The sequence below is a fragment of the Methanomassiliicoccaceae archaeon DOK genome (assembly GCA_009911715.1).
GTDB lineage: Archaea > Thermoplasmatota > Thermoplasmata > Methanomassiliicoccales > Methanomethylophilaceae > Methanoprimaticola.
Map to the genome: position 1 here is coordinate 633556 of CP047880.1, position 25628 is coordinate 659183.

Annotated in this window: 28 protein-coding genes and 1 pseudogene; 10 read left to right on the forward strand and 19 right to left on the reverse strand. The window is 61.1% G+C overall.

Annotation, left to right across the window (positions count from 1 at the left end; translation table 11 throughout):
- Positions 1–10: 10 nt before the first annotated feature.
- Positions 11–1942, reverse strand: a complete 1932-nt coding sequence (gene tgtA, locus JS82_03295; GenBank protein QHK17190.1) for a tRNA guanosine(15) transglycosylase TgtA — start codon at positions 1940–1942, stop codon at positions 11–13.
- Between the two features lie 61 nt (positions 1943–2003).
- Positions 2004–2411, reverse strand: a complete 408-nt coding sequence (locus JS82_03300) for a hypothetical protein (GenBank protein QHK17191.1) — start codon at positions 2409–2411, stop codon at positions 2004–2006.
- Between the two features lie 87 nt (positions 2412–2498).
- Between JS82_03300 and JS82_03305 the strand changes: the two genes are divergently transcribed.
- From JS82_03305 to JS82_03315, 3 genes and pseudogenes are all read left to right on the forward strand, one after another.
- Positions 2499–4421: a hypothetical protein gene (locus tag JS82_03305; protein QHK17192.1), complete on the forward strand. Its 1923-nt coding sequence runs from the start codon at positions 2499–2501 to the stop codon at positions 4419–4421.
- A gap of 39 nt (positions 4422–4460) precedes the next feature.
- Positions 4461–5225, forward strand: coding sequence for a hydroxyethylthiazole kinase (gene thiM / locus JS82_03310; protein QHK18383.1), 765 nt, complete (start codon positions 4461–4463; stop codon positions 5223–5225).
- Positions 5222–5758 (forward strand): annotated as a pseudogene (locus JS82_03315) (carbonic anhydrase). Before thiM ends, JS82_03315 begins: the two are co-directional and overlap by 4 nt.
- A 38-nt stretch (positions 5759–5796) precedes the next feature.
- On the opposite strand, the gene JS82_03320 reads toward JS82_03315, so the two are convergent.
- From JS82_03320 to thiE, 9 genes are all read right to left on the reverse strand, one after another.
- Positions 5797–6150, reverse strand: coding sequence for a peptidyl-tRNA hydrolase (locus JS82_03320; GenBank protein ID QHK17193.1), 354 nt, complete (start codon positions 6148–6150; stop codon positions 5797–5799).
- A gap of 32 nt (positions 6151–6182) precedes the next feature.
- The gene (locus JS82_03325; protein ID QHK17194.1) at positions 6183–7433 is read right to left on the reverse strand and encodes a zinc-ribbon domain-containing protein; all 1251 of its coding nucleotides are present in this window, start codon (positions 7431–7433) and stop codon (positions 6183–6185) included.
- Positions 7434–7441: 8 nt separating this feature from the next.
- A complete protein-coding gene (locus JS82_03330; GenBank protein QHK17195.1) occupies positions 7442–9943 on the reverse strand; it encodes a hypothetical protein in 2502 nt (833 codons plus the stop codon).
- Positions 9944–10012: 69 nt separating this feature from the next.
- Positions 10013–10597, reverse strand: coding sequence for a thiamine phosphate synthase (locus JS82_03335; protein QHK17196.1), 585 nt, complete (start codon positions 10595–10597; stop codon positions 10013–10015).
- Positions 10594–11718 (reverse strand): 2-iminoacetate synthase ThiH, encoded by a 1125-nt coding sequence (gene thiH / locus JS82_03340; protein ID QHK18384.1) that lies wholly within the window; start codon positions 11716–11718, stop codon positions 10594–10596. The genes JS82_03335 and thiH overlap by 4 nt, the downstream gene beginning before the upstream one ends.
- A gap of 32 nt (positions 11719–11750) precedes the next feature.
- Positions 11751–12518, reverse strand: coding sequence for a thiazole synthase (locus JS82_03345; GenBank protein QHK17197.1), 768 nt, complete (start codon positions 12516–12518; stop codon positions 11751–11753).
- A gap of 31 nt (positions 12519–12549) precedes the next feature.
- Complete coding sequence (gene thiF / locus JS82_03350; protein ID QHK17198.1) at positions 12550–13155, reverse strand: sulfur carrier protein ThiS adenylyltransferase ThiF; 606 nt, start codon at positions 13153–13155, stop codon at positions 12550–12552.
- Position 13156: 1 nt separating this feature from the next.
- Positions 13157–13357 (reverse strand): sulfur carrier protein ThiS, encoded by a 201-nt coding sequence (thiS, locus tag JS82_03355; GenBank protein QHK17199.1) that lies wholly within the window; start codon positions 13355–13357, stop codon positions 13157–13159.
- 1 nt (position 13358) lies between these two features.
- Complete coding sequence (gene thiE / locus JS82_03360; GenBank protein QHK17200.1) at positions 13359–14003, reverse strand: thiamine phosphate synthase; 645 nt, start codon at positions 14001–14003, stop codon at positions 13359–13361.
- A gap of 115 nt (positions 14004–14118) precedes the next feature.
- On the opposite strand from thiE, the gene JS82_03365 reads away from it, so the two are divergent.
- The 4 genes from JS82_03365 (at position 14119) to JS82_03380 (ending at position 16305) form a co-directional block, all read left to right on the forward strand.
- Positions 14119–14805: a hypothetical protein gene (locus JS82_03365; GenBank protein ID QHK17201.1), complete on the forward strand. Its 687-nt coding sequence runs from the start codon at positions 14119–14121 to the stop codon at positions 14803–14805.
- A 40-nt stretch (positions 14806–14845) separates the two neighbouring features.
- Entirely contained in the window at positions 14846–15436 is a 591-nt protein-coding gene (locus tag JS82_03370) for a radical SAM protein (GenBank protein ID QHK17202.1), read from the forward strand.
- 177 nt (positions 15437–15613) lie between these two features.
- Positions 15614–15943 (forward strand): hypothetical protein, encoded by a 330-nt coding sequence (locus tag JS82_03375; protein ID QHK17203.1) that lies wholly within the window; start codon positions 15614–15616, stop codon positions 15941–15943.
- Positions 15940–16305 carry a type II toxin-antitoxin system RelE/ParE family toxin gene (locus JS82_03380; GenBank protein QHK17204.1) on the forward strand — a complete coding sequence of 122 codons (366 nt, stop codon included), beginning with the start codon at positions 15940–15942 and terminating at the stop codon, positions 16303–16305. Before JS82_03375 ends, JS82_03380 begins: the two co-directional genes overlap by 4 nt.
- A 101-nt stretch (positions 16306–16406) precedes the next feature.
- Here JS82_03380 and JS82_03385 read toward each other — a convergent pair whose 3' ends face one another.
- The 4 genes from JS82_03385 to JS82_03400 form a co-directional block, all read right to left on the reverse strand.
- Complete coding sequence (locus JS82_03385; GenBank protein QHK17205.1) at positions 16407–16847, reverse strand: hypothetical protein; 441 nt, start codon at positions 16845–16847, stop codon at positions 16407–16409.
- Positions 16848–17018: 171 nt separating this feature from the next.
- Entirely contained in the window at positions 17019–17633 is a 615-nt protein-coding gene (locus JS82_03390; protein ID QHK17206.1) for a hypothetical protein, read from the reverse strand.
- Positions 17630–18478: an ATP-binding cassette domain-containing protein gene (locus tag JS82_03395; protein ID QHK17207.1), complete on the reverse strand. Its 849-nt coding sequence runs from the start codon at positions 18476–18478 to the stop codon at positions 17630–17632. The genes JS82_03390 and JS82_03395 overlap by 4 nt, the downstream gene beginning before the upstream one ends.
- A gap of 1 nt (position 18479) precedes the next feature.
- Positions 18480–18854 (reverse strand): GntR family transcriptional regulator, encoded by a 375-nt coding sequence (locus JS82_03400; protein ID QHK17208.1) that lies wholly within the window; start codon positions 18852–18854, stop codon positions 18480–18482.
- Between the two features lie 195 nt (positions 18855–19049).
- Here JS82_03400 and JS82_03405 point away from each other — a divergent pair, with 195 nt between their 5' ends.
- Positions 19050–19967, forward strand: coding sequence for a hypothetical protein (locus JS82_03405; GenBank protein ID QHK17209.1), 918 nt, complete (start codon positions 19050–19052; stop codon positions 19965–19967).
- Between the two features lie 66 nt (positions 19968–20033).
- On the opposite strand, the gene JS82_03410 is transcribed toward JS82_03405, so the two are convergent.
- Entirely contained in the window at positions 20034–20501 is a 468-nt protein-coding gene (locus tag JS82_03410; GenBank protein ID QHK17210.1) for a hypothetical protein, read from the reverse strand.
- 90 nt (positions 20502–20591) lie between these two features.
- On the opposite strand from JS82_03410, the gene JS82_03415 reads away from it, so the two are divergent.
- On the forward strand, positions 20592–20927 hold the full coding sequence (locus JS82_03415) for a VOC family protein (protein ID QHK17211.1): 336 nt from the start codon (positions 20592–20594) through the stop codon (positions 20925–20927).
- On the opposite strand, the gene thiD is transcribed toward JS82_03415, so the two are convergent.
- On the reverse strand, positions 20928–22214 hold the full coding sequence (gene thiD / locus JS82_03420; GenBank protein ID QHK17212.1) for a bifunctional hydroxymethylpyrimidine kinase/phosphomethylpyrimidine kinase: 1287 nt from the start codon (positions 22212–22214) through the stop codon (positions 20928–20930).
- An 82-nt stretch (positions 22215–22296) separates the two neighbouring features.
- On the opposite strand from thiD, the gene JS82_03425 reads away from it, so the two are divergent.
- Positions 22297–22662 (forward strand): hypothetical protein, encoded by a 366-nt coding sequence (locus tag JS82_03425; GenBank protein ID QHK17213.1) that lies wholly within the window; start codon positions 22297–22299, stop codon positions 22660–22662.
- A 149-nt stretch (positions 22663–22811) separates the two neighbouring features.
- On the opposite strand, the gene argH is transcribed toward JS82_03425, so the two are convergent.
- Both argH and JS82_03435 read right to left on the reverse strand, forming a co-directional pair.
- Positions 22812–24215, reverse strand: a complete 1404-nt coding sequence (argH, locus tag JS82_03430; GenBank protein QHK18385.1) for an argininosuccinate lyase — start codon at positions 24213–24215, stop codon at positions 22812–22814.
- 44 nt (positions 24216–24259) lie between these two features.
- Positions 24260–25507, reverse strand: coding sequence for an argininosuccinate synthase (locus JS82_03435; GenBank protein QHK17214.1), 1248 nt, complete (start codon positions 25505–25507; stop codon positions 24260–24262).
- Between the last annotated feature and the right edge of the window lie 121 nt (positions 25508–25628).

A 25628-nucleotide genomic window follows, 5' to 3' on the forward strand; every position in this document is an offset into this window, starting at 1 on the left:
CCCCCCTCAATCACTCGTCGTCCGATCCGGACCTGACCTTCACGGCCATACCCTTCCTCATCTGCCTCATCTCGGACTCCACGAGGAAAGCACGGCCGGTCGCGATGGGCTTGTCGTCCTTGTCTGTGACGATGACCTCCTCCATGGGCCTGATCTCCGGATCGCAGGACAGGACGAACTGGCAGAACACGTTCTTCCCCTCGGAGACGAACGGGACCGCGTCGTCCGAGACGGCCACCCTCATGTGGGGAGCGGGGACTGCCGAGACGATCCTCTTGGCGCCCTCCATCCTAAGGGTGTACATCCCGTCGCCTGCGCGCATGGACAGAACGTGCTCCCCGTCCGAGATCACGTTCCTGATCTTCCCGGTCTTCCTGCTGGTGACGAGCTCCACGGGCTCCCTGAACAGGGCGTCCGCGGCCTCGATGCCGAACTGGTACCTGGCGACGGCCTTCGCCCTGATCTTGTCGGCGTCGAACTCCTCCGTGCCGTCTTCCGGGACCTTGTCCCCCTCGACGACGGTCTCGAATCCGACCTTCTGGAGGAACAGGAACGTCAGTCTCTCGGACTCGGTCTCCGTCTCCGCGTCGGGGATCGACGGGAAGAGCGACTGTGCAAGGGGGTACATCTCGTCGAGCTCCGCCGGGACCGGGCCCCAGGGGGAGACCACGATCGGCGTGTAGCCGGCGCATCTGGCCTTGGCGAACTGCTCCGCGTAGGGGCGGCTGTAGGGCTTGCCCTGCGTGTCCTCGAAGAGCGCGGCCCTGCGTGTGGGCGGGACGTACCTGGTGCCGATCCTGTCGAGGTACCTCTTGTAGACAGGCCTGTTCCTGCTCTCGGGGCCCGTGTAGAAGACGGCCCCCTCCCTGCTGATGGGGTCGTAGAGCTCCATCTGGCCCTGGTACTCCCTGAGCCTCCTGAGGCCGTCCAGCAGAGCGGGGTGGGACCTGCACCTGATCTCGGCGAGCTCCCAGAGCCTGCCCTCCCTGAGGTACCTCCTGACCGTCGCCAGCTCCTCCGTTATCTGATAGAGGTTGTGCTCGGCGATGAGCTTGCTGCGCTTGCTCTTGTCCATCCTCCTGAGCTCCTCGATCGTGATCCCGCGGCAAGCGGGGCAGTTGCAGTCGAGGGACTGCATGTCCTGGAGGCGGTGGGTGCCGGTGACGTCCATGAGACGGTCGTCGCGGGCGTAGAGGGCGTAGGATGCCGAGTCGAAGAGGTCGCATCCCATCAGGGTGGCGAGTGCCAGCAGCATCGGGTGCCCGCATCCGAAGAGGTGGACGGGGCGGCTGGGGTTGAGTCCTTTCTTGGACGCCATGACGACGTCCACGAGCTCGGCGTAGCGGTACTGCTCCATGAGGGGGACGACTCCGCCGATGGGGTGGACGTCCACGTCCATGGGGGCCATCGCCGAGGCGCTGTACTCCCTGAGGTCGGTGTAGACGGAGCCCTGCACGACGCCGTTGATCATCATGTCACCCTTCATCCCGCAGGCCTGCTCGGTGCGCTCGAGGGTGGTCTCGAGGGACCTCTTCGTCTTCTCGTGGGACCAGTCGGGCTCGGTGAATATGTCCAGGACGGTCCCGATGTCCGTTCCGATGGACTTCTGGAACTCGACTATCTCCTCGTTGGTGACCTCCACCTCGCCGTACATGTGGCTCTGGAAGGTGCCGGAGTCGGTCATGATGACGCCAGGGAAGTCGAGGAGCTCGTGCAGGCCCTTCTCCTGGGCCTCCTCCTTGAGCTTGGGGGTGTTGCGTATTATGTACGAGTTCGTGATGAGGGCGCGGAACCCGAACCTGTCGTAGAGCTCCCTGGGCTCCACGGTGCGGATCTTGGGGTTGACGACAGGCAGGAGCGCAGGCGTCTCCATGGTCCTGCCGGATTTGGTGGTGAATTTTCCTATCCTCGCGAGTCCGTCCCTTCTGATGATCTCGAACATTGGAGGTGGGATACGTAGGGGTGATATAAAAAGAAGGGATGGGGCCGCCGCCCCGTTTGCATCACTCGATCAGGTCGATCTTGTTCTTGTTGCAGTCGGCGTACACCTTGGCGATGGCGTTCTTCATGATGGTGTCGGGGACGTCCTCGACGTACTCCCTCTTCCAGTCGAGGGTGGGCCTTCCGAACTTGACCATGCCGGGCTTGCCGAGGTCGCAGGACTCCTCTGCATCGAGCATCTTGATCTCGAGTCCCTCGATGATCTCGGGGATGGTCCTGCCGTTGATGTACACCTCGCTCTTCCCCTCATCGACGAGGGTGTCGGTGAACTTGCACGAGATGTCGGCCATCTGCATCTCGAAGATCAGGTCCTTGATGTACGAGGCCATCACGGCGTTGGTCCTCCTGCGGATGGTCGGGTCGTCCGGGTCCTGGGAGGTGTGCCTGTACTCGATGTCGATCATAGCCATGGTAAAGGGGAATGTAACGACGTTAAATATACTTGACGCAAGCATCCGCACATCTTGTTTATCAAACATCATCGGATACGCCGTGCCATGAGGCCCTTCCACGCCGCGATCGTCGTCATAGCAGCGGTACTCCTGGTCGCAGCCGGTGCGACGTATCTTCTCACGCAGGACGACGGGTGGTCCATAACATATGAGACCGACGGCGGGACGTTGCCCGACGGGGCGCCCTTCTCGTATCACGAGGGTGACTCGTTCCCGCTGCCTGTTCCGGAGAGGGACGGGTACGTGTTCATGGGCTGGAGCACCTCTCAGGGCTCTTCGGACACGATGGAGACCGTGGAGGGGCTGTCCGGGGACATCGTCCTGTACGCCTCCTGGATCGAGGCCGTCGAGCACAGCATAGAGTACGTCCTCGACGGGGGGACGCTGCCGGAGGGGAGCGTCCGCACGTTCATAGGCGGGGTCGGGGCGGTGCTTCCAATACCCGAGAGGGATGGCATGGTCTTCGCAGGATGGTTCGAGGATCCGGAGTTCACGACCCCCGTCGTCGTCCTGGGGAGGGATGTCCTGGAGGACGTCACGGTCTACGCCTGCTGGGACGAGGAGGTCCCGACAGGGACGGGATACGTCTGGGATGTCTCCGGCGAGTACTACAATGGGGACATCCGTCACACCGTGGAGGGCACGGTCCGGGAGGAGGTCCTGGCCGAGAGGGACGGGGCATACTACATCCAGACGACGTCCGACCTAACATACACATGGCCGACCGGATCGACTACGGACGACAGCGTCAGGGGACGCTGGAGCGACGGTGCCGGCGAGAACCTGACGTACGTCGGCATCGGGGAGGCCGGAGGATACACCTGCACCGTCTGGGAGTCCGAGGACGGCACCTGCTACTGGCTGTACCACCTCACGCTGCAGGTCCGCGCCGAGGTCGACGACGGCACGACGCACATTGTCCACCAGCTGGCGGAGGTGTACACCTTCGAGCCCGAGACGTCATTCATCCCGGACGTCTCCGCCGAGTATCCGCTGCAGGTCCGCGGCGCCGGGACGGTGTCGATAGGGGACAGGCTGGAGCTGACCGCGGTCGGCGAAGGGTTCACCGGGTGGTACTCCGGCGGCGAACTGGTCACGACCGAGAGGACCCTCGTCGTGGACAGGGTCGATCCCACATGCAGCTACGAGGCCAGGTCCTCCGACGGCTACACCGTCCTGGACCAGGCCGAGGTGGGACTCGGGGACCTGGGATTCGCCGAGGGATCCGTCATCACCGACTGGGATGGGAACGTCGTGACGGGATACGGGTCGCTGGAGCCGGGATACTACGTCGTCACCGACGCCACGGGAGACGTCACCAGGTACCTGGAGTTCTTCATCGAGGATGCCAGGGTGTTCGAGCACACATGGACATTCGGAGGCGTCACGTACACCATACGGCTGGACATTCTGTACAGCGACGTCTTCGGGTACACGTACTCCGACCCCTACGGCAACATCCGCCTGTCGCTGACAGATCCAGCCTACGTGTCGAACTACCACACCGCCGACGACGGGACCCTTCTCGAACTGATGAGGGTGCTCTCCGCCTACGGCTCCGGCATGGACCGCACGGAGTTCGCCAGGTTCGTCCTGTCCTTCGTGCAGACGATACCGTACATGACGGACGAGGACTCCGTCGGGGAGAGGGAGTACTGGAAGTACCCCCTGGAGACGCTCTGGGACGGTGGAGGAGACTGCGAGGACTCGACCATCCTCTACGACACGCTGATGCTCATGGCAGGATACGACGTCGCTTTCGTGCTCTTCCAGGACCATGCGATGTCCGCCGTGTCTGTGGATGTCGACGGCCACTCCCTGACCAGGGACGGGATAGTCTACGTGTTCTGCGAGACGACGACCGTGTCCGAGATCGGGCTGACCTCGAAGGGCCACACGGAGGACGATGTCTACTACTGGTGCCCGGTGGTCGTGGGCTCCGGGACGGACACCGATAAGAATCCGTGATGACTTCACCGGTGCATGGGTATCAGGCCATCGGTTTTCATGGGGCGTGTCCGTGCGGCACGTCCCCTGGTCCATCACATAACCAACTACGTCACGGTGAACGACTGCGCCAACGTCTGCATCTGCGCGGGTGGGTCGCCGGTCATGACAGACGGGGAGGACGTCGCGGACATGGTCACCATCTCCTCTGCCACTGTCGTCAACATAGGGACCCTGAACGCAAGGACGGTCGCGTCCATGGAGGTAGCATTCGGGACCGCATCGGGGAAGGGGATCCCCATGCTCCTCGACCCGGTCGGGGCGGGCGCCACCACGTACCGCACAGAGGTCGCCGAGAGGCTCATGGGCATGCATCCGACGGTCATCAAGGGGAACGCCGGGGAGATCGGGGTGCTTTCCGGGCTCGGGGGCGACGTGAAGGGCGTGGACTCCCACGGCTCCTCGGACGTCGTCTCCGCCGTGGAGACCCTGGCGCGCGACACTGGGTCCATCGTGGTCGCCACCGGCGAGACGGACTACGTCTCCGACGGAAGCGTCACGTACAGGCTGGAGAACGGGACGGACATGCTGGGCAACGTGTCCGGGACCGGGTGCATGGTGTCCTCAGTGGTCGGATGCTACATAGGTGCCTGCGGCAGGAGCATAGACGCGGTGGCGTCGGCCGTCACAGCATTCAACATCGCGGCGGAGGTCGCCGTCACGAGATGCGGGGGACCCGGGACGTTCAGGCCCGCCCTCTTGGACGCGATGTTCAATCTCGACGGGGAGACCCTCGACGACAGGGCGAGGTGCGAGAGGGTATGATCGACGACATCCTGGAGTTCAACAGGCGCTTCGTGGAGGACAGGGGATATGAGCGGTACGTCACCACCAAGTACCCCGACAAGAAGCTCGCCATAGTGACCTGCATGGACACCCGGCTCACCGAGCTGCTCCTGGCCGCCCTGGGGCTCAGGAACGGGGACGCCAAGATCATAAAGAACGCAGGCGGGAAGGTCACTGGGCCGTTCTCAGCGGAGGTCAGGAGTCTGCTGGTCGGGATCTACGAGCTGGGCGTCGAGGACGTCATGGTCGTGGGCCACACGGACTGCGGGGCCCAGCACATCAACGGTCCGGACATGATAGAGGCGATGAGGTCCCGCGGGATTTCCGACAGGGCCATCGAGACGTGCAGGTACTTCGACGTGGACTTCGACGAGTGGCTCTGTGGCTTCGACTCCGTGGAGGAGTCCGTGAGGTCGTCCGTCAGGATCCTGGAGGACCATCCCCTGATACCGGATGACGTCCGCATATGGGGATTCGTGATCGATTCCGTGACTGGCGAGCTGAGAAGGGTCTGCCGATCAGAGCATCTTGAGGCTGCCGGTGACCTGGTCTATGTCGCTGCAGGGGGCCGCCCGATGCCGACGCACGTCTGGCTGCCAGGCTCGACCTGCGTCCTCCCGGCGTCGGTGATGATGCACGTGTAGAGGCCGTTGCTGCGGGCCTCGTTCATGTACCTGATCATCTCGTCCCTGTTGGCGACCTTGAGGACGACCTTCTTCTGCCCTCCGGACATCCATGCGTCGAACGACTTCCTGTCCATCTTCTGCGCCCTGAGCGCGAGCTCGACGGATGCGTGTCCGACCTGGGCGGCCATCTTCCCCTTCCCCATGTCGAGGTCCATCCTGACGAGGACGACGATCTTGTACTCCTCGTCCGCTCTGACGCTCTTGAATCCGAAGCCCATGCCGGCACCAACCTCCAGGTTGTAGTTAACGTTTAGGGGAGTGCGATCCCGCTTCCCTCGCCAGCTGCCTGCCCGTAGTACGTGAAGCGTCCTCCCGAGTACCCGTACGACCCGTCGACGCAGCCGAGGGGGACGTTACCCTCATCCACCTCCGTGATGCAGTAGGATGTCCCGTTCTGGCTTACCCTCAGCTGATGGTAGTCTTCCGGGACGGACGAGGGTCCGGTGTAGCTGTCAAGGGACACTGCGACGAACCCGTGGCCGTTCACAACCGCGATCCCGGCGTCGTATCCGGATGCGATGAGGATCGATGCCGCGAGGACGGCAAGGTCGCCGGAGTCCCCGACCGAGGTGTAGAGGGTCTCGGCGGGGAAGGCCCAGTATGTGGATGTGGAGTGGTAGTACGTGTCGGAGCCGACGGTGAAGCAGCTCTGGACGAAGTCAAGGATGTAGTCCGCGTACTCCTGGCCGGATGTCGATGCGCCGGGGTTGCGGGAGAGGTAGGCGTTCCTGAGCCTCTCGGAGAGGAGCTCCACCGATCCGTCGGTGTTGATGAACGAGGCTCCGCTCTCCGCGGTCGGGCTGTGCCTCCTGTCGTCGGGGACCCCGTCGGCGTTGATGCACCCCAGGAACTCGTCCAGGGAGACGTCGACGTAGACGGAGTACGATTCGCCGTCGTGGACGAAGCTGTACTGTACATGGCTGTTGCCCAGGTAGTCCATCACACCCACGTACACGGCCTCCGAGCCGTCATCCGCGATGCAGTGTACCGTCACGGTGTACCTGCCGAGGTCCGGGCTGACCCAGGTGAGGTCCGCGGTGTCCTTCGTGATCGCCTGCGAGGTGTTGGAGTATTCGTCGCGAAGGATCCATGTGAACGTGGAGAACCCTTCGGAGGCGCCGTCGGAGAGCCATATCGACAGCTGACCCGACGAGTCCAGGCGGGCGGACATGTCGCCGTCATCGAAGGCCCTGCTGAGCTCGATGAACGAGGTGTCCGATACGATTATGGCGCCGTCGGAGGGCTCCCCGTAGCCGGGGGTGTCGACGGAGCCCTGATCGTCCGCGGGGGTGCCGAGGGCCAGGAGGACGGAGATCACAGCCACGATGACGACGGTGATGACCGCCGCCGAGGCGAGGTGCCTGAAGCGCATGTCGTCCTGTACATCCATGAGGATGAACCTGAGCTTGCGCTTGTGCCTCCTGCCCTCCAGGTTGTGTCCGCAGTGTGGGCAGAACGGGACGTCGTCGGTGACGTCCTCGCCGCAGTTCGGACATTTCATGGTATCCGTCAGTAGATCCCGACGTGCCTGTAGCTGATGACCACGTCCTCGTCTCCGATGTCGAACGTGACCGAACGGTCCATGGGCTGGAGCACGAGGCTCGTCTCCTGTCCGCCGAGTGTGACCATGCTGATGCTGACGGGTCCGTTGGTGCTGACGAACCTGAGGGACACGGTGCTGTCCTCCGTGACTCTCAGGACACCTGTGGCGAACCAGCCGTCCGCCTCGAAGCCTCCCTCCAGGTGGACGTTCACGTAGTCGCGCGGCAGGTCCGCGGAGCTGAGGTCGGTGACCTCGTCGACGCCGCAGACGATCCTGTCGAAGAGGAACTCCTGCGATCCCGTGTCGATGTACATGCCGTCGGACGCGGTCACGGACACGACGGTCCCGGCCGTGACCCAGAGCCCGCCGACAACCTCTGCGTACTGGTCCGCGGGGATGTAGCCGTTGAAGGAGTACGCGTAGGAGTCGGAGACGGAGGATCCGAAGGTGTACAGGGAGTAGCTGAGGTTCTCGTCGTCGGGCAGGTCCAGCAGGGTGATCGGCTGGAAGGTGATGTTCTCGTCGATCGTCATGGTGAAGGTGCCGTCCTCCTCGGAGAGGTACATGTCCAGCGGATAGGCCATGCCGTTGTCGACTACGCCTATGTCGAACGGTTCCCCGGTGAACGTCATCGTGAACTCGACGGTCTGCTGACGGTCCACGACCAGAGGCATCTGGATCTCGTCGCCGGTCTCGTCGTAGAAGAGCACGCCGTCGCATCCCTCCGCGAGGTTGACGGTCAGCTGGTCGGCGTAGGTGTCCTGGTTGTCCCCTCCGGAGAATCCGAAGACCAGGATCGCGGCGAAGAATGCGACCATCACGAATCCCGTGATGTATCTGACTGTCCTGGTGGGCCTGTTGCCCTCCTTCACGCTGCGGTTGAGCAGCGCGGTCTTGACGGAGGACGTCCTCTTCTTCTTGGACTTGGATGTCGATGCGTCGGGCAGTCCCTCGACTGCGACCCCTTCCATGGGGGTCATGCTGAGCGCGGGGTAGATCTCCTTGAACGAGACCTTCCTGTCCGCGGGAGTGTCCTCGGACACCCTGACGAAGATTCCGTTGCTGGCCATCTCCAGTCCCTGGTGGGCCATGCCCTTGACGAAGGTCATGGCCGGGGACATCTCCGACTCGGGGTCGTCGCTGGTGATTCCGATGGTCAGCGGGTAGATGGACACGACGTTGAGCGAGAGGCCGATCGCCTTGGCGATGTCGGACATCTTGCCGAAGAACACGTCGAAGTTGCGCGGGCCGTCGTTGCCCGCTACCCTCATGTACTTGGCCCCAAGGACGACCATCATGTAGTCGGTGTCGAAGCCCAGTCCCTTGAGGGACGAGAGCAGGTACAGGAGGTACCCCTCCATGAACGCGTTCTCCTTGGACCTGACCCCGGACATTATGTCGTGGATCTCGGAGGAGTCCCTGTTTATCGGGCGGGACTTCTTCATGAGGATGGAGCACGACATGCCGTAGTAGGCCGTGCCGGACTCGGAGTAGAACACGGTGATGACGCCGTCCTCGACCATCCTCAGGATGTTGGAGGTCACGGTGGACCTGGGCGCCTCCACCTTGTTGACGATGTCCGTGATGCACAGCGGCCTCTCGTAGACCGCATCGACGATGTCGATCTGGACGGGGCTGGTGATGAGTCCCACGGATCCGTCGAGGTCGACCATGAGGAACCTGTCGACCTCCGCCGACTGGTGCAGTGACATGTTGATGTAGGGTTCGGGCCTCTTGTCGACCCTGTCGTACACGACCTTGAACCTGGACGTCTCGCCCGACGAGAACTCCTCGGTGGAGCTGACGGCGTAGGTCTTGCCCGTCGCGTTCTCCACCGCGCGGCAGACGAACTCGGTGAGCATGTCCATCTTGGACGACATCACCCTGTCGCCCTCGAACACGAGGGTGAGGGGGTTCAGCGCGAAGATGCTGAACTTGAACCCGGTGATCCTGGCGAATGACTCCTTGATCTTCAGGATGGAGTCCTCCAGGCTGCCGGCGCCTATGTCGATCTTCAGGGAGTCCGCGAGCTCGCGGGCGTACTTCGCGCGGAGCTGGTCCAGGCTGAGCCCTATCTCGGCGGCGTAGCAGTCCAGCATGTTCGCGACCGACGACATCCCGCTGTAGTAGCGGGACGGGTCCGTGAACGTCTCCCGGCACTGCTCCTCGGCGCCCTCGTCGGGCTGCTTCGAGCCCGCGATCTTCAGCGCGAGGTTGGAGTAATAGACCGATTTCTTGTCGGCGTCCGGCTTGAATCTGATGATGACGCCCGACTCGGTCATCTTGTCGAGAACGAAATGCAGGGAAGACGAGGGTATTCCCAGGGAGGCCGCGATGTCGCTGGGCCTCTTGCTTCCGCTGCAAAGCTCGTTGTAAACGGAGATCTGCAATGGATCAGTGAGGGGGACCACGCCCTTCTCGGTGAGCAGCACCGTGAAGTTGCGCAGATACTCATCTTGATTGCCCATACCGTCCAAATCGGCTTGTCTGATATTATAATTAACGAGGGATGCTCGGAGGATGTGTAACCTCCGGCATCACTCTATCCTGCGGGACAGCCTCTGGACGAGCTCCGACGGTTCCTGCTCGGTCATCGCCGAGGACATCACCGCCGCACCCGCGGCACCGCACCTCATGACCTCCGGGTAGTTGTCCGGGGTGATGCCGCCGACGCCGTAAACCGGGATGTCGACCGCGTCGCAGATGGCCTCCAGGAACGGCACGCCGCGCGGGTCGGAGTCCTTGCAGGCGGTGTGGTAGACGTGCCCCGCGAGCACGTAGTCCGCCCCGAGGTCCTCCGCCTCCTTCGCCTGCTCCACGGAGTGGACCGAGGCGCCGACGAGGGAGAAGTCGCCAAAGTCCTCGGTCTCCTTCATCAGCTGCATGGGAAGGTGGATCCTGCAGATGTTCAGCTCCCTTGCGACCTCCATGTTGGAGTTGATGGCAAGCGGGACGTTGTGCCTCTCGCAGATCTCCAGGCACTGGGCCGCCAGGGAGAGCAGCTCGTCGTCGCTGAGGTCCTTCTCCCTGAGTATTATCATCTCCGGATGGGCCGCCGCGAGCAGTCCTACCTGCTCCAGGAACGGCCTCGCGCAGAGATTCCTAGCTGTTATCACTATCATGTTCTCACGTAGTCCGTCATCACTGGCTGGAGCCCCTTGCGGCGAAGCGCCTCGGTTATCTCGGCCAGGTCCCTCGGGTCCGAGATGACGAACTGGCCGTCTCCGTGAGCCTCTCCGCTGTGCTCGCCGATACCAACACTGACTCCTGCGGATATCTTTGTTGCGCTCAGTCCGACGATCCCGTCGCGGAACACTGGGCGCTCGCGGGTGGATATGGTCTGTCCCGCGAACGGCAGGAAAATGCGGTACGCCAGCGAGACCTGCAGCAGCTGCGCCTCCGTGACGGCCACGTGGTTGTCGACCCCGCCCGCGGGCCTGAGCCTGGGCAGGGACATGGAGGTCTCCGCGTGGGGGTAGTGCCTCTGGATCTCCATCGCGTGCAGTCCGCAGGCGAACGCATCCTTCCTGAAGTCGTCACGGAGCCCCAGGAGGGTGCCGAACGCCACGCCCCTCATCCCGCCCCTGAGCGCCCTCTCCTGGGCGTCGAACCTGTACGAGAAGATCCTCTTGGGTCCGGCGAGGTGGAGCTGCTCGTACCTGATGGGGTCGTAGGTCTCCTGGAAGACGGTCACGTAGTCGGCGCCGCAGTCGTGGATGTGCGCGTACTCGTCGGAGTTCATGGGGTACACCTCGATGCCGACGGTCGAGAACCTCTCGGAGGCGAGTCTCACGCACTCGCCGATGTAGCCCACGTCCGATCTCGCCCTGGATTCGCCGGTCAGGATGAGGACCTCCTTCAGACCGGTGGCTGCGATGGCATCGAGCTCCTTCGCGACACCCTCCAGGTCAAGCGCGGCCCTGTTGATGCGGTTCCTGCAGTTGAACCCGCAGTACACGCACTCGTTCGAGCAGTAGTTGGACACGTAGAGCGGGGTGAATAGGCAAACGGAGTTCCCGAAGTGCCTGCGGGTCTCGTCCCTGGCCCTCTCCGCCATCTCCTCTAGGTGGGGCTCGGCCGCAGGGGACAGGAGCGCGGCGAAGCCGTCGATCCCGCACTCGCCCTCCAGGGCGTCCATGACGTCCCTCTCTGAGAACGACCCCGGGTCGTAGGCGGAGGTCTCCCCGAGCACGGTGTCCATTATCCCCGAGTCGAGCATCTCCATGTTGTCCAAGTAGTCCATGGCGTCCGTGTGCTTCCTCGATGCCACGGGTCTCACTCCCTGAGGAACCCGGTCAACGGGCTGGAGGCCTCGGCCCTGCCCTCCAGGACCCTGCCGGGTCCGGAGAGGTAAGCCAGCCTACCGGCCTCTATCGCCATCCTGAAGGCCCTCGCCATCCCGGGGATGTCCTTGGCTGTGGCGACGGCGGTGTTCGCCATGACCGCTGCGCACCCGATCTCCATGGCCTCGCAGGCCTGGGAGGGCCTCCCGATCCCGGCGTCGACTATCACGGGGAGGTCGACCTCCTCGACGATCATCTTGACGAAGTCCCTGGTGAGGAGGCCCCTGTTGGACCCTATGGGGGCGCCGAGGGGCATGATCGCGGCCGCGCCAGCGTCGGCCATGGCCCTGGCCGCCGTCAGGTCCGGCATCATGTACGGCATGGGGATGAAGCCCTCATCGGCCAGCATCCTCACCGCCCTTATCGTCTCGCAGTTGTCCGGCAGGAGGTACTTGGTGTCGCGGATGATCTCTATCTTCACGAAGTCCCCGCACCCGAGCTCCCTGGCGAGCCTGGCTATGCGGACGGCCTCCTCGGCGTTCCTGGCCCCGGACGTGTTGGGGAGCAGGGTGATGCCATCGGGCATGCTGTCGAGGATGTTCCCCTCGCCGGGTGAGCTGGCCCTGCGGACAGCAAGGGTGGCCATCTCCACCCCTCCGTTCTCGATGACGGCGCGGGTGATGTCCAGCGAGAACTTCCCCGAGCCCAGAATGAACCTTGATTTGAACCTGTGTCCCCCGATGATGAGATCGTCCGACATGTTGATCGGTCGGGGGATGGGCGCTGAAAATTTACGGTTTGTCGTCTCCGAGGACAATGCGGACGGCCATGTTGGCGACGTGGCCCGCGCACACCATGACCCTCGCCGCGGTCAGGCCCGGCCCCTCGTCGGATTCCGAGAACCCGTCCCCGCACACGTACAGGCGCGACATGCGCCTCTCGGTGGCGATCAGGTTGGAGCTACCGAATCCCGCCATCCCGGAGCACGAGACCACGACGGCTCCTGATGTGCCAGACAGGATGGACTCCACGAGCATGGCCTTCATATCCGGGCGGTCGAAGCACTCGCAGACGACATCGCATCCGGAGAAGACGTCGCAGGCGTTCTCTTCCGTGACCTCCCCGTCGAACACCTCCAGGTCGAGGTCCGGTTCGATCCTCAGGAGATTCTCCGACAGCGCCTCGGTCTTCCTCCTCCCGACGTCGGACGGGACGTAGTACTGGCGGAACAGATTGGTAGGGTCCACGGTGTCGAAGTCGGCTATTACCATGCGGCCGACGCCGGTGCGGGCCAGGGCGGTAGCCACGTGGGAGCCCATCCCGCCGCATCCGGCCACCCCGACCTTCGCCTGTGCCAGACGCTCTGATGCTTCCCGCGGGAGCGGTGACTGTCTCATGTCATCCGCCGCCCACGAAGCTGACGATCTCGATGCTCTGTCCGGGTGCGAGCACGGTCGTTCCGCGCTCTCCCCGGGGGCAGATCGTGCCGTCGATCTCCATCGCGACCCTGTCGGTCCTGTGGCCTAACAGGTCCAGGAGGCCCTCGGCGGTGGTGCCCTCGGGGACCTCAGTCCCGATGCCGTTGACTGTGACGATCATGTCAGAGGAACTCCGGTGGTATGTGCGGTCTGACCTTGAGTATCAGGTCCCTGAGCTCATGGGCCGCGGCGGCGACGTCGTTCTGTGCGACGACGGCGGAGACCACGGCGGCGGAGTCCGCCCCCGCCCTGATGACGTCCTGTATGTTCCCGCGGTTGATGCCTCCGATGGCCACCACGGGTATGTCCACCGCCTGCCTGACCTCGAATACGGCTCCGAGGCCGACGCCCTGCATGGCGTCCGGCTTGGTGCTCGTCCGGAACACGGCCCCGACACCGACGTAGTCGGCCCCGCCCTCCTCTGCGGCCACGGCCTGCTCCACGTTGTCGACTGAGATCCCGATGATGGCGTCGTCCCCCATCAGCCTCCTGGCCGTCTCCAGGGGGATGTCAGACTGTCCCAGGTGGACGCCGTCCGCGCCGGATGCCATGGCGATGTCGACCCTGTCATTCACTATGAATAGTCTGCACATCTCGTCGGCGTACTGGCGGATCAGGTTGGCCTGCTCCAGCATAGCCCCTCCATCGGCGTTCTTCATTCTGAGCTGGACCACGTCAGCCCCGCCCTCGTATGCCATCCTGGCAACCTCGGCGTCGCTGCGGCCCCTGGACAGCTGGCTGTCCGTGACGACGTACAGATCGAACATGTGCCGTGCTAGACGGGGATACGATAAAAAAGTAGTTGAGGACGGTTCGGAACGACCGTGCTCATCCCTGTCAAGCTTCCATCATATATCCGGTGGGAGATGGGGTGTCGATCACATGGCAAAGCCGGACCGGAGCATCCCCATAACGGCCAGACCGACCTTCAGGAAGGACCTCGTCGAGATGATAGTTTCAGTCCTGGTGATGTCGTTCGGAGTGGTGCTGACAGTCAAGGCACAGATGGGGGCTTCGCCCATCGTCTCGCTGCCGAACGTCCTCAGCGGCGTGGTCGGGATGTCCCTGGGGACCACCGTGTTCATTGTCTACTTCATCCTGATCCTCATCGAGTGGGCCCTCATCAGGGACCGCAGCAGGATTCTCCTGACCCTGAGCCAGCTCCCGTTCACCATGCTGTTCAGCGTTTTCGTCGACCTGATCGTCTGGATGCTGGGGGGATGGGTGGTCTCCGGTCCGGTGGAGCAGTGGGTCCTGGTAATCGTCGGGACTGCGATCATCGGCTTCGGATGCGTCCTGGAGATCGACGCGAACATCTCGATGCTGGCGGACGACGGGCTGGTGCTGGCGATAAGCCAGGTGACCAAGGTGCGTCTGGACAAGGTGATGATCATCTTCGACATCTGCTTCGTAGCATCTGCATTCATCGTCTCCTACGTGGCGTTCCACGACTTCGTCGGGGTCGGATGGGGGACGATCTTCGCCGGCATAACCCTGGGCCTGTTCGTGAGGCTCTTCACGAAGGTCGTCAAGGGGTACATCCGGAAGGACGGCAGCATCGTGATGTGACCGACGACATCTTTAATGAATGATCGTGCATGCTCGGTGCATGAGCATCCTCTACCGCTACGGGAGCACCTACTACATCAACATGACAAACAGGTGCCCATGCAGATGCGTCTTCTGTGTCAGGGACTCCACGCCCCGGCTGGGCGACGCCGATTCCCTGTGGCTCGACCACGAGCCCACGGTCGACGAGGTAATGGAGGAGCTCAGGAAGGTGGACCTCTCCAAATCCAGGGAGGTCGTCTTCTGCGGATACGGGGAGCCGACGGAGAGGTTCGAGGACGTCCTGGAGTGCGCCAGGAGGATCAAGGCGGAGTTCGGGAAGCCCGTCCGTCTAGACACCAACGGCCTCGGGAGCCTCATCAACGGCAGGGACATCGTTCCGGAGATGGAGGGGGTCATAGACTCGGTGTCCATCAGCCTCAACGCGCCGAACTCAGATGAGTACCAGGAGGTGAGCAGGCCCTCCTTCGGTGAGGCAGCCTATCCCGCTGTGCTGGAGTTCATCAGGGAGTGCAGGGAGCGCATCTCCGGAGTGACGGTATCCGTCGTCGGAGGCTCGATCAGCCAGGAGTCCGAGGACGAGTGCGCCCGCATGGCCCAGGAGATGAACGTCAGGTTCAGGGTCAGGTGACCTCCGATCTGTCTCAGTTTATTGTTTAGCGACCGTTGTTAATTCCGCAACCGTATTATATTATCATTTCACATTAGCGCTATCGATAATTTAATCACATGATAATATCGTAATAAAGATAGAATAAATGATTTAAAAGGTGAAAAAGATGATATAATGACGATTGCATCAATAATCATGGCTATCAACAACTCAAAAAACTCGAACAACGGACCGAATTCTACCATCAATATCGTCCCTAGCTCAGATCTCAGGAACAATTATTCGAGGATTCACGACCTGAGCACCAGTACTGGGGAGCCCGTATACATCACGAAGAATGGCTACGCAGATGGGGTTTTCTTCAGCATGGAGGCCTTCGAATCGTATCAGAATAAGCTCATATTGAGGTTCGAAAGGGAGGTCATGGAGAAGAGATACTACGAAGACATCATCTCAATGTCTAGGGGCGAAGGTTGCACTCCGCAGGAAGCCGCGGACAAGATCAGAGCGGAGCTGGGCGTTTGACCGAATACGATGTCAGACTACATCGTGGAGCCATCGCCGATCTCAGCATGATTGTCAGATACATACGTGATGATCTCGGGAGCCCGATGGCTGCAGACACGTTCCTAAACCAGGCCGTGGAAGCTATGAACTCCTTGGCATCAATGCCTGAGAGGAATCCTGTGGTGCATGATCTCGGCACCGACGAAGTGACCTTCAGATGGATGCCGGTCAAGAACTTCGATCTCATCTACCATGTGGATCAGACCAGGCATAGGGTGTATGTCGTCGGAGTCGTGTACGCGAGGGCGTCTGAGGATACGATCAAACTGAGGATCGCCCGGATTATCGGCACCATGGATGACAGTCAAGGTGTTCGCTGAGGCATTTTTTCAACAATCAGGGCGGAGGTTTTATCGGCTAGGGGTCCGAGGACGAGTGCGCCCGCATGGCCATGGACGTCAGGCTCGGGGCCGGATGATCGTCAGAGATCCGTTCTGGAGAACGAGCGCATCGAGATGACGAGGTTCGCAATCAGGACCAGTATTCCTGTGCCACTCCCAAGGACAGCGGCCGACTCCAATCCCGACCCTGTGGAAGCCATCATCATAATCACGGCGATGATCATGGATGCTGTGCTTACGATAATCCAGGGGACGCTCAGGCCATTCTTTCCTTCGAATTTGCTGGTTACAGATGATGAGGACATCATCAGACAGCATGTAGTCGAGCACACCGATGCGGGAACGGCGGAGTCCGGGTGACCCGCGGCGACAAGCGCAAGGTAGCACAACACTCCGAGTAGGATGGAGGGCAGGACGGAGGTGGTGGCGAAGCGCAGGGTCACAATCCCTGTTCTAGACACACCCGCTGAAACCAGGAACGTCCTCCAACCGCAGATGTCTTCGCTGGCGATAGCCCCCATGGGGAGGAAACTCCCCACAAGGATGGCAAGGACCATGGACAATACAATCGCTGGTGTGGGGTCGTCCAGGACGGACCCCCCACATCAGGCAGAGTATCGCTGTCGGTGCCAGCATCGATACGGAGAACCTCAGCAGGGTTCTCACATCCTGTATCGATGCCGGACCGTACATCACAGATCCCACCTCTGGAACCTTCTGCAGGACACCGTGTACGAGGCGGCAAGGATCACCGCCATCACCAGGACGAGCAGTCCGATGACGGCAGTCATGTCGCCGCCCAGGATCTCAGTGAAGATGTTGGACGCGGCGACCAGGAGGGCCACACTGACGACCAGGATGATGATGGACACGTACTGGGCCTTGGCGCTGTTCCCGGTGATGTAGTTCGTCGCTATGGAGATGCCGCAGACGGTCATGGCGAGGATGAAGCCCAGGACGGAGGTCTGCGCCACCAGGGTGATGTCGGTCTGGCCCGTGGCGATCCAGATTGCTGATGTGACAATGAACCCGATGACCGTTCCAATGAGTACGAAGATCATGCTGCTGATGAACTTGGACGTAACTATCGCCTTCCTGGGGATTCCGGCGGACACTGCGAACACGTTCCACTGGCACTGGTCATCCCATGAGAACGTGCTGGAGATCAGCGAGGCGAAGAGCATCGCGCAGATGACGCACATCGTGGCACCCTCGTTGAACACCGCGCAGAATATGATTCCGAACACGGCGATGTAGAGTATTGCCGACTTCAGCAGGGAGACGTCCTTCAATACGAGGGCGTTCATGAGCTCTCACCTCTGATGACCATGACCATGATGTCGTCTAGGGACGCGGGGTCGACCACAAGTTCCGGATAGGCCTCCTTTATCCCGTTCCTGTCGGAGACCAGGGCGGACATCCCGTAGTCGTCCTTCCTGGTGCTGACGATGTTCTCTTCCCCGATGGAAAGCACCTTGGATGCGCTTCCCCTGACGATGCCGTAGTTCTCGAGGATCGAATCCTTGGAATCATTGAACACGACCCTTCCCTTGTGGATGAACACGATGTAGTCCGCGATCCTCTCAAGGTCGGTGGTGATGTGGGAGGACATCAGTACGGAGTGGGATTCGTCCTGCATATACTCCATCACGATGTCCAGAAACTCGTCTCTCGCCGCTGGATCCATGCCTGCGGTGGCCTCGTCCATCAGCACTATGTCTGGGCTGTGGGAGAGAGCTACGGCGACCTGGACCTTCATCCTCATACCGCGGGAGTAATCCTTGAGCTTCTTGTCCAGGTCTATCCCGAATGAGGACATCATCCTCTCATAGGACTCCTGGTTCCACTTGGGGAACAGTCCCGACATGGTTCTGCCGATCTGTCTGCCGCTCATCTGCTGGAAGAAATGGCACTCGTCGAACACGACCCCTATCTCACCTGGCCTGGCTGCGCGATCCTCTCCGTTGATTCTGATGTTACCGGAATCAGGCAGGTTGGCTCCGGTGAGGCATTTGATCAATGTGGTCTTGCCTGCGCCGTTCTCCCCTATGAGTCCCACCACATACCCTCTGGGTATGTCGAAGCTCACGTCTCTCAGTTCAAATGAACCGAAGGACTTGTTGAGCCCCTTTATCTCGACTGCGTTGTCCAATTCAATCACTCTCGTACAGGATTTGGACCATCTCTGTCAGCTCCTCGCTGGTGATGCCGCCACGCTTGGCGACCTCCACAGCCCTGCGGACGTGCTCCTCGGCCAGCCTCAGGTTGGCCTCGCGGAGGAGACCCGGGTCCTGGGCAGCGACGAAGCTTCCCTTGCCGGCGACCGTCTCGATGAAACCTTCCGCCTCGAGGTCGTTGTAGGCCCTCTTGGTGGTGATGAGGCTGATCCTCAGGCTCTGTGCCAGTGCGCGCATGCTGGGAAGGGGGTCTCCCGCCTTCAGCTGTCCGCTCATTATCTGGCTCTTCACCTGGTCGGTGATCTGCTCGTAGATCGGTTTCCCGCTGGAGTTGCTGATGATGATCTCCATCTTCCTCTGACATCCTGTACGTTGTTGGTGTATATAACTGTATATGTACGATATACACAGTATTCACAGGTATACACAGTCCATGGCCGCTGACCATTTGAAGGTTTGCCCGGACCGGGTCCCCTATTTTATTATTAAGTAAAGCATGAAGTCCTAATGCTTTTATAATACGTCTTTAATCGCTCGGGCGGTAAAATGACTGGCGATGAGAAAAAGAAGAGAGACCCTATTTTCACGGTCTGCTTCGTAGTATTCATCCTGGCCGCCGTATCGGTGGTCGGAGTCTACATCGACGAGCACTACCTGACTGAAGACACAACGAAGGCCGCATACGGTGACCAGGTCACCGTGAACTACACCGGTACATTCTACGCCTACTACGGCGAGGAGAACGCGGTCGTGTTCGACACCAGCTACAGAAGCATCGGCGAGAACGACGCCATCATCAAATCCAACAGCTTCAACAAGTCCAGCTACAGCACCCTGTCCTTCGAGGTCGGAGGAAACAAAGTGCTGACGGAGTTCGGAAACGCCGTCGTTGGCCACAAGGTCGGCGACAAGATCCAGGTCACGATCCAGAACGGATACCCCGCCGGTTCCGACTTCTACACCCAGTCCACCCAGGGACTCACCGTCCCCATCGTTCAGGAGATGACCGTCGCCCAGTTCGAGGACCTGTACGACTACAACCTGACCGACGGAGGAATGACCTACATCGACAGCACAGTCTACGGATGGCCCGCCACAGCGTACTCCGCCGACAACAAGGTCTACATCACCAACATGCCCGAAGCAGGACAGACCTACACCTACACCCCCAACGGGGAGGTTTCCGACGGCGACGAGGAGACAGCGGACGACGGACACAGCTTCGGAACCACCACGTTCACCGTCACGAGCACCGACAACGGAGGCAACATCGTCTTCGACATCGCGTTCAGCGAGACCACCTCCGTGGGCAACAACGGCGACATCCAGATGATCCAGCTCGAGTTCGGAACCGAGACCTGGTACGTCACCAACGTCAGCAACGGTGAGTTCACCTACAAGACCTGCGATGAGGTTAGCAACGCGACTCTCTACTTCGAGATCGAGATTGTCTCCATCGAGTGATAAACCCCACCATTTTACCTCCCCGGGAGAGATCCCGGGGATTCATAATTCTGAACGATCTCCGGCTTACTCGCGAGATCTGTCGCCGAGTGTCCGGGCGGTGTCTCCGATCCACACGGCATATGGGTCGTTCTCCGAGGCCGAGAACATTCCTATCAGTGCCGCGAGCATCTCCATGTCCTTGTCCAGGTCGGTGTTCGTGTACTCGTCCGGGTCGCGGTTGATCGTCACCCTGTGACGTCCGTCCCTGCAGAACTCAATGATGTAGATGCAGAATCCCGTCCAGCTCCTGTGGATGTGGAGACGGCCATCCTCCATGTAGGAGAACCACTTGTCCTCCATCTCCAATGGGACGTGCCCCCAGCTCAGGGTGTCCATCTGTTCCGGTGTGAGGTCCATGAGGAACTCCGTGACGACGTGCATCTCCGGCATGTCGCACGTCTTCCAATCGTCCCTTGTGGCCTTCCTCTCCGGGACCACGACCCTGGACTTTCCTGAGAAGGGGTTGAATGATATCGTGCGCGGTGCGGGCATGTCATTTCCTCGTAAGAACATGCCCGAACGGGTCTTAAACGATTCCAATCCAGGGCGAGGGTTGAAGTCCGTCAGATCAATTCCAGCCTCATGGCATTCGTGCACACCACGATTCACGTGACCGATCTCGACAGGAGCATCGCCTTCTACGGCAGGATCGGGATGGACGTGTCCCGGAGGTTCGGGCCGCCCGGACACGAGATCGCGTTCCTGGGCGACGGCCCTACGAAGCTGGAGCTGGTGGCAGACGGGAAAGGGGGTGTGGACTACCCCGAGATATCAATAGGGTTCACCAGCGGCGACGCTGGGAGGCTCGCCAGGGATGTCGATGAGAATTTCGTGGGGCCTGTGACCCCGGCCCCGGGAGTCGAGTTCTATTTCGTGAAGGACCCGGACGGGTACACCGTCCAGATCCTCCAGGAGTGATCAGAGGATCTCCTCTAGCTTCGCCAGCATGTCCTCGGTGTCCTTGGCCAGGATCCTGATCACCCTGTCCTTCTTGGGACCCTTGTCGACGATGGCGTCGGGGATGCCCTTGCACTTTCTGAGGGCCTTCTCCGTGGCCTCGGAGAACTTGTCCTTGCCCATCTCGGCGGTGACCGAGGTCATCCCGACCTCCTCCATGACGTCCATGATGTCGTCGCCGTAGGCGATGCTCATGATGCAGCGGGTCTCCGGACTGTGCTTCATGACGGTCAGGAGGATGTAGGACAGCCCCTCGGCGGTGCCGAACTTGGCGGGTCCGTTCTTCCTCAGTATCCCGTTGTGGACGACCATCCTCTTGTCTATGGCGGCGATCTCCTCGGGTCCCGCCGCGTCCTTCAGGGCCATGGCGATGTTCATGCCGCCCTTGGGGACCAGTTCGTCAGGCACGGTGTCCACGATCTTAGCGGCCGCCGCGTCCAGGGCGTCGAGGATCTGGAACTTGTCCGTATCGCCCTTGAGCTTGACCATGGTGTTGACCACAACGTCCCCTTTCCCTATGGCGTACTGAGACGATATGGACTCCTGGATGAGTTCCCTGGACTTCAGGACGGCGTTGACGATGTCCAGTCCCTTGGCCATATTCGCTGTGATGAACGAGGACAGGACGCATCCGCTTCCGTGGCCCGCCTTCCTCAGACGGGGGTACTCCATCTTCGTGAACTCGGAGGACAGGTAGAGGTAGTCCACGACGGTGGGCGTGTTGAAGTGTCCGCCCTTCATCAGGACAGACGATCCCTGCTTGCCTATGAGCTCGCAGGCGAGCATAAGGTCGTCCCTCGTCTTGATCTTCATCTTCGCCAGGACCTCGGCCTCGTGTTTGTTCGGTGTGACGAGCTCGCACATCGGCAGGAGCTTCTTCTTCAGCGCCGATGCGTATCCGTCATCCGACAGGGACGATCCCGTGCCGGACACCATGACGGGGTCGACGATGAGCGGCATCTCATGGTCCTCCAGGATGTCCGCCACGGTTCCGACGATCTCCGCGCTGTAGAGCATACCAGTCTTGACTGCCTTGATGTCGCAGTCCTTGAGCACAGCCTCCAGCTGCGCCTTGATGAACTCCTCCGGTATGGGGAGGATGCCGTCTACCCCGCAGGTGTTCTGCGCCGTGACGGCTGTGATTACTGAAGCGGCGTGGACCCCGACGACGGACATGGCCTTGACATCGGCCTGGATGCCCGCGCCTCCGATGGAGTCAGAGCCCGCCACTGTGAGTGCGGTTCTCATGCTGTGGTGCATGCTCTGTAACTATTAAAGGCGTTCAGAGCCCACTAAGGATTAAATAAAGAACCTGCCATCAGCGGAACCGATGAAGGTCTACAGCACTCACTTCATTCTCAAAGGCAAATCCGACTACAAGGACCTGGCTCCGGTGTTCCCGGACATCCTGAAGATGTTCCTCGAGGAGATCGGACAGACGCCTGAAGAGGAGGAGATTCTCCAGATGCTGATAGAGCTCAACATGATGGACCTCGAGCGCAACAGGAAGCCGGAGGGCTACAACCGTAAGGGTAAGGTCCGTCTCGTGTTCCCCATGGACAGGAAGGAGTTCTACATCAAGACCTACACCAAGAGCACCGACCTGTCGCACATCGCCGACAACATCAGCAACATGCTGACCGCCGCCGGCATAAGCTTCACGGTGAAGCAGAACGACAACGTCGAATTCGACTGATCGTCACCTGGAAATCGACGCGAGTCGGGCTCCGTATCAGAATCATCTGTCGGAGCGTCAGCTCTGCATCCGGGCATGATCGGCAGGGCGTCTCAAAAATCTAGATGGAAAAATGGAGGGGGAGTGGATCCCCGCTCCGGTTTATCGTGTCAGTCCAGAAGGGCCTTCCAGCAGTTCTCTATGAGCTGGTTCTCCTGTCTGATGACCTCGTCCCTGAGCATGATCTGCTCTATGGCCTTGGAGATCTGGACGTCGGTGGACTGCGGGGAGGTTCCTCCGTAGGAGTTCCTGCGCTCGACGCACCTGACCACCGGGAGGATGTCATAGACGTCCTGCTCGATCCTGTCGGAGAACTGTCTGAGCTCCTCGAGGGTCATGTCCTCCAGGTTCCTGCCGGTGTCGATGCTGTGCCTGACGGCGGCACCGACGATCCCATGCGCCTCGCGGAACGGGACGCCCTTGGTGACGAGGTAGTCGGCCAGGTCGGTGGCGTTGATCTGCCCCCTGCTGGTGACCTCGAGCATTCTGTCCCTGTGGAACGAGGTGGTGGAGACGACCTTGGACATCATCTGGGCGCTGGCGATGACCGTCGCCATCGAATCCATGACCGGGCGCTTGTCCTCCTGCAGGTCGCGGTTGTACGTCAGGGGGAGACCCTTGGTCATGGTGATCATGGTCATCAGCGCCCCGACGACAGCACCCGTCTTCCCGCGGACGAGCTCCGCGATGTCGGGGTTCTTCTTCTGGGGCATGATGGACGATCCGGTGGTGTACCTGTCGTCCATCTCGATGAAGCCGAACTCCTGGGACGACCAGAGCACCAGCTCCTCGCAGAGGCTGGACAGGTGGACGGCGGTCTGGGCGGCGCAGTACGCCAGCTCTGTGACGAAGTCCCTGTCGCTGACCGAGTCCATGGAGTTCTCCGTGGGCTCCCTGAACGCCAGCGCCTCTGCGGTCATGCGCCTGTCTATGGGATACGTGGTCCCGGCGAGCGCGGCAGCACCCAGGGGGCACTTGTCCATCCTCCTGAACGCGTCGAGGAACCTGTCGGCGTCGCGGGAGAACTTGAAGGCGTGGGCCAGCATGTGCTGGGCCAGGGTCACCGGCTGGGCGTGCTGCATGTGGGTGAATCCGGGCATCACGGCATCGCCGTTGTCCTCGGCCACCTTGACCAGGGCCATCATGAGCCCGTTGACCGCCTCGGCGGCCTTGAGGGCGTCGTCCCTCAGGTACATCCTGAAGTCCGTCGCGACCTGGTCGTTCCTGCTCCTGCCGGTGTGCAGCTTGCCTCCGGCGGGGCCGATCGCCTGGGTGAGGCTGAACTCGATGCAGGTGTGGACGTCCTCCAGGGAGTAGTCGAACTCGAAGATGCCGTCCTTCACTTTGACGAGGATGTCCTTGAGTCCGGATATTATCTTGTCCGCGTCCTCGGCAGGTATGACTCCGCACTTCTTCAGCATCCTCACATGGGCGAGTGACCCCATGACGTCGTAGAACGCCAGGTGGGAGTCCACGTCGAGGGAGGAGGTGAAGGCCAGGGTGGAGTCGTCCATCCCGGCCGAGAACCTTCCGGACCACAGGGCCTGCTGCAAGACGATCACTTCTTCTTGACGGCGTGGCTCTTCGCGGCGGTCCTTCCGGGGAGTCCCCAGACGTAAATGAACCCGGTCGCGGAGTTGTGGTCGAAGACGTCTCCCTCGGCGTAGGTGCTGAGTCCCTCGTCGTACATGGAGTACGGGGACTTCCTGCCGACGACGGTGGCGCTTCCCTTGTAGAGCTTCACGCGGACGGTTCCGGTGACGAACTCCTGTGTCTTGTCGACGAATGCCTGGATGGGCTCCATGAGTCCTCCGAACCAGAGTCCGTCGTAGACCAGCTGGCAGAACTTCTGCTCGATTCCGCGCTTGAACTCGATGGTGTCCCTGGGCAGGGTCATGGCCTCCAGGGCCTGGTGGGCCTTGATCAGGGTGACGGCTGCGGGGCACTCGTAGGTCTCGCGGCTCTTGATTCCCATGAGGCGGTCCTCGACGTGGTCGATCCTTCCGACGCCGTGGGCTCCGGCGATCTTGTCCAGCTTCTCGATGAGCTTGACACCGCCCATCTTCCTTCCGTTGAGGGCGACGGGGATTCCCTGCTCGAACTTGATCTCGATGTACTCGGGCTCGTCGGGTGCCTTCTCGGGGTCCACGGTGTTCTCCCAGACATCTGCCGGGGGCTCGGCCCAGGGGTCCTCGAGGATTCCGCACTCGCAGGAGCTGCCCCAGAGGTTCTCGTCCCTGGAGTAGGGGCTCTCCTTCTTCACGATGATCTCGATGCCGTTCTGCTTGGCGTACTCGATCTCCTCCTCTCTGGTGGTGATCCACTCGCGCATGGGGGCGATGATCTTCATGTTGGGGTCCTGGGAGACGATTCCGACGTCGAACCTGACCTGGTCGTTTCCTTTGGCGGTGCATCCGTGGGCGATGAACTTGGCGCCCTCGGCCTTGGCGACCTCGACCAGCTTCTTGGCGATCAGGGGTCTGGCGATGGCCGTGCTCAGGGGGTAGACGTTCTGGTACAGGGCGTTGGCCTTCAGGGAGGGCCAGACGTAGTCGGTGACGAACTCGTCGGTCACGTCGATGTAGTCCGCCTTGATGGCGCCGTTCCTGAGGGCGCGGGCGACGATGTCGTCCTTGCTGGGGGGCTGTCCGACGTTGATCGCGATTGCGATGACGTCGACGTTGTACTTCTCCTGGAGCCAGTGGATGGCGACGGAGGTGTCCAGTCCGCCGGAATAGGCGAGGACGACCTTGTCTCTCTCGGCTTTCTTCTCTGCACTCTTGGCTTTGGATTTGCAGGCTGCCATTGTGATCGGAGTCTGTGATTGCCTTCTGGGATATATGCTTGGTTGGACGCGCGTGCGTGCGAAAACAAGCCGGATGGTCCTGTGTCTGAAAACAGACATGTTTTCCACCGGTGCAGAATTC

What these genes read in the sequence shown, in the direction of transcription:
- JS82_03385 (QHK17205.1), bottom strand. Translation starts at nt 16,847, where the DNA reads ATGGGGGCTATCGCCAGCGAAGACATCTGCGGTTGGAGGACGTTCCTG.
- JS82_03370 (QHK17202.1), top strand. Translation starts at nt 14,846, where the DNA reads ATGAGCATCCTCTACCGCTACGGGAGCACCTACTACATCAACATGACA.
- thiM (QHK18383.1), top strand. Translation starts at nt 4,461, where the DNA reads ATGGGGCGTGTCCGTGCGGCACGTCCCCTGGTCCATCACATAACCAAC.
- JS82_03300 (QHK17191.1), bottom strand. Translation starts at nt 2,411, where the DNA reads ATGGCTATGATCGACATCGAGTACAGGCACACCTCCCAGGACCCGGAC.
- JS82_03320 (QHK17193.1), bottom strand. Translation starts at nt 6,150, where the DNA reads ATGGGCTTCGGATTCAAGAGCGTCAGAGCGGACGAGGAGTACAAGATC.
- JS82_03325 (QHK17194.1), bottom strand. Translation starts at nt 7,433, where the DNA reads ATGAAATGTCCGAACTGCGGCGAGGACGTCACCGACGACGTCCCGTTC.
- JS82_03425 (QHK17213.1), top strand. Translation starts at nt 22,297, where the DNA reads ATGAAGGTCTACAGCACTCACTTCATTCTCAAAGGCAAATCCGACTAC.
- JS82_03415 (QHK17211.1), top strand. Translation starts at nt 20,592, where the DNA reads ATGGCATTCGTGCACACCACGATTCACGTGACCGATCTCGACAGGAGC.
- JS82_03400 (QHK17208.1), bottom strand. Translation starts at nt 18,854, where the DNA reads ATGGAGATCATCATCAGCAACTCCAGCGGGAAACCGATCTACGAGCAG.
- thiD (QHK17212.1), bottom strand. Translation starts at nt 22,214, where the DNA reads ATGAGAACCGCACTCACAGTGGCGGGCTCTGACTCCATCGGAGGCGCG.
- thiS (QHK17199.1), bottom strand. Translation starts at nt 13,357, where the DNA reads ATGATCGTCACAGTCAACGGCATCGGGACTGAGGTCCCCGAGGGCACC.
- tgtA (QHK17190.1), bottom strand. Translation starts at nt 1,942, where the DNA reads ATGTTCGAGATCATCAGAAGGGACGGACTCGCGAGGATAGGAAAATTC.
- JS82_03305 (QHK17192.1), top strand. Translation starts at nt 2,499, where the DNA reads ATGAGGCCCTTCCACGCCGCGATCGTCGTCATAGCAGCGGTACTCCTG.
- JS82_03335 (QHK17196.1), bottom strand. Translation starts at nt 10,597, where the DNA reads ATGATAGTGATAACAGCTAGGAATCTCTGCGCGAGGCCGTTCCTGGAG.
- thiH (QHK18384.1), bottom strand. Translation starts at nt 11,718, where the DNA reads ATGGACTACTTGGACAACATGGAGATGCTCGACTCGGGGATAATGGAC.
- thiF (QHK17198.1), bottom strand. Translation starts at nt 13,155, where the DNA reads ATGAGACAGTCACCGCTCCCGCGGGAAGCATCAGAGCGTCTGGCACAG.
- thiE (QHK17200.1), bottom strand. Translation starts at nt 14,003, where the DNA reads ATGTTCGATCTGTACGTCGTCACGGACAGCCAGCTGTCCAGGGGCCGC.
- JS82_03330 (QHK17195.1), bottom strand. Translation starts at nt 9,943, where the DNA reads ATGGGCAATCAAGATGAGTATCTGCGCAACTTCACGGTGCTGCTCACC.
- JS82_03375 (QHK17203.1), top strand. Translation starts at nt 15,614, where the DNA reads ATGGCTATCAACAACTCAAAAAACTCGAACAACGGACCGAATTCTACC.
- argH (QHK18385.1), bottom strand. Translation starts at nt 24,215, where the DNA reads ATGGACGACTCCACCCTGGCCTTCACCTCCTCCCTCGACGTGGACTCC.
- JS82_03390 (QHK17206.1), bottom strand. Translation starts at nt 17,633, where the DNA reads ATGAACGCCCTCGTATTGAAGGACGTCTCCCTGCTGAAGTCGGCAATA.
- JS82_03435 (QHK17214.1), bottom strand. Translation starts at nt 25,507, where the DNA reads ATGGCAGCCTGCAAATCCAAAGCCAAGAGTGCAGAGAAGAAAGCCGAG.
- JS82_03410 (QHK17210.1), bottom strand. Translation starts at nt 20,501, where the DNA reads ATGCCCGCACCGCGCACGATATCATTCAACCCCTTCTCAGGAAAGTCC.
- JS82_03365 (QHK17201.1), top strand. Translation starts at nt 14,119, where the DNA reads ATGGCAAAGCCGGACCGGAGCATCCCCATAACGGCCAGACCGACCTTC.
- JS82_03345 (QHK17197.1), bottom strand. Translation starts at nt 12,518, where the DNA reads ATGTCGGACGATCTCATCATCGGGGGACACAGGTTCAAATCAAGGTTC.
- JS82_03405 (QHK17209.1), top strand. Translation starts at nt 19,050, where the DNA reads ATGACTGGCGATGAGAAAAAGAAGAGAGACCCTATTTTCACGGTCTGC.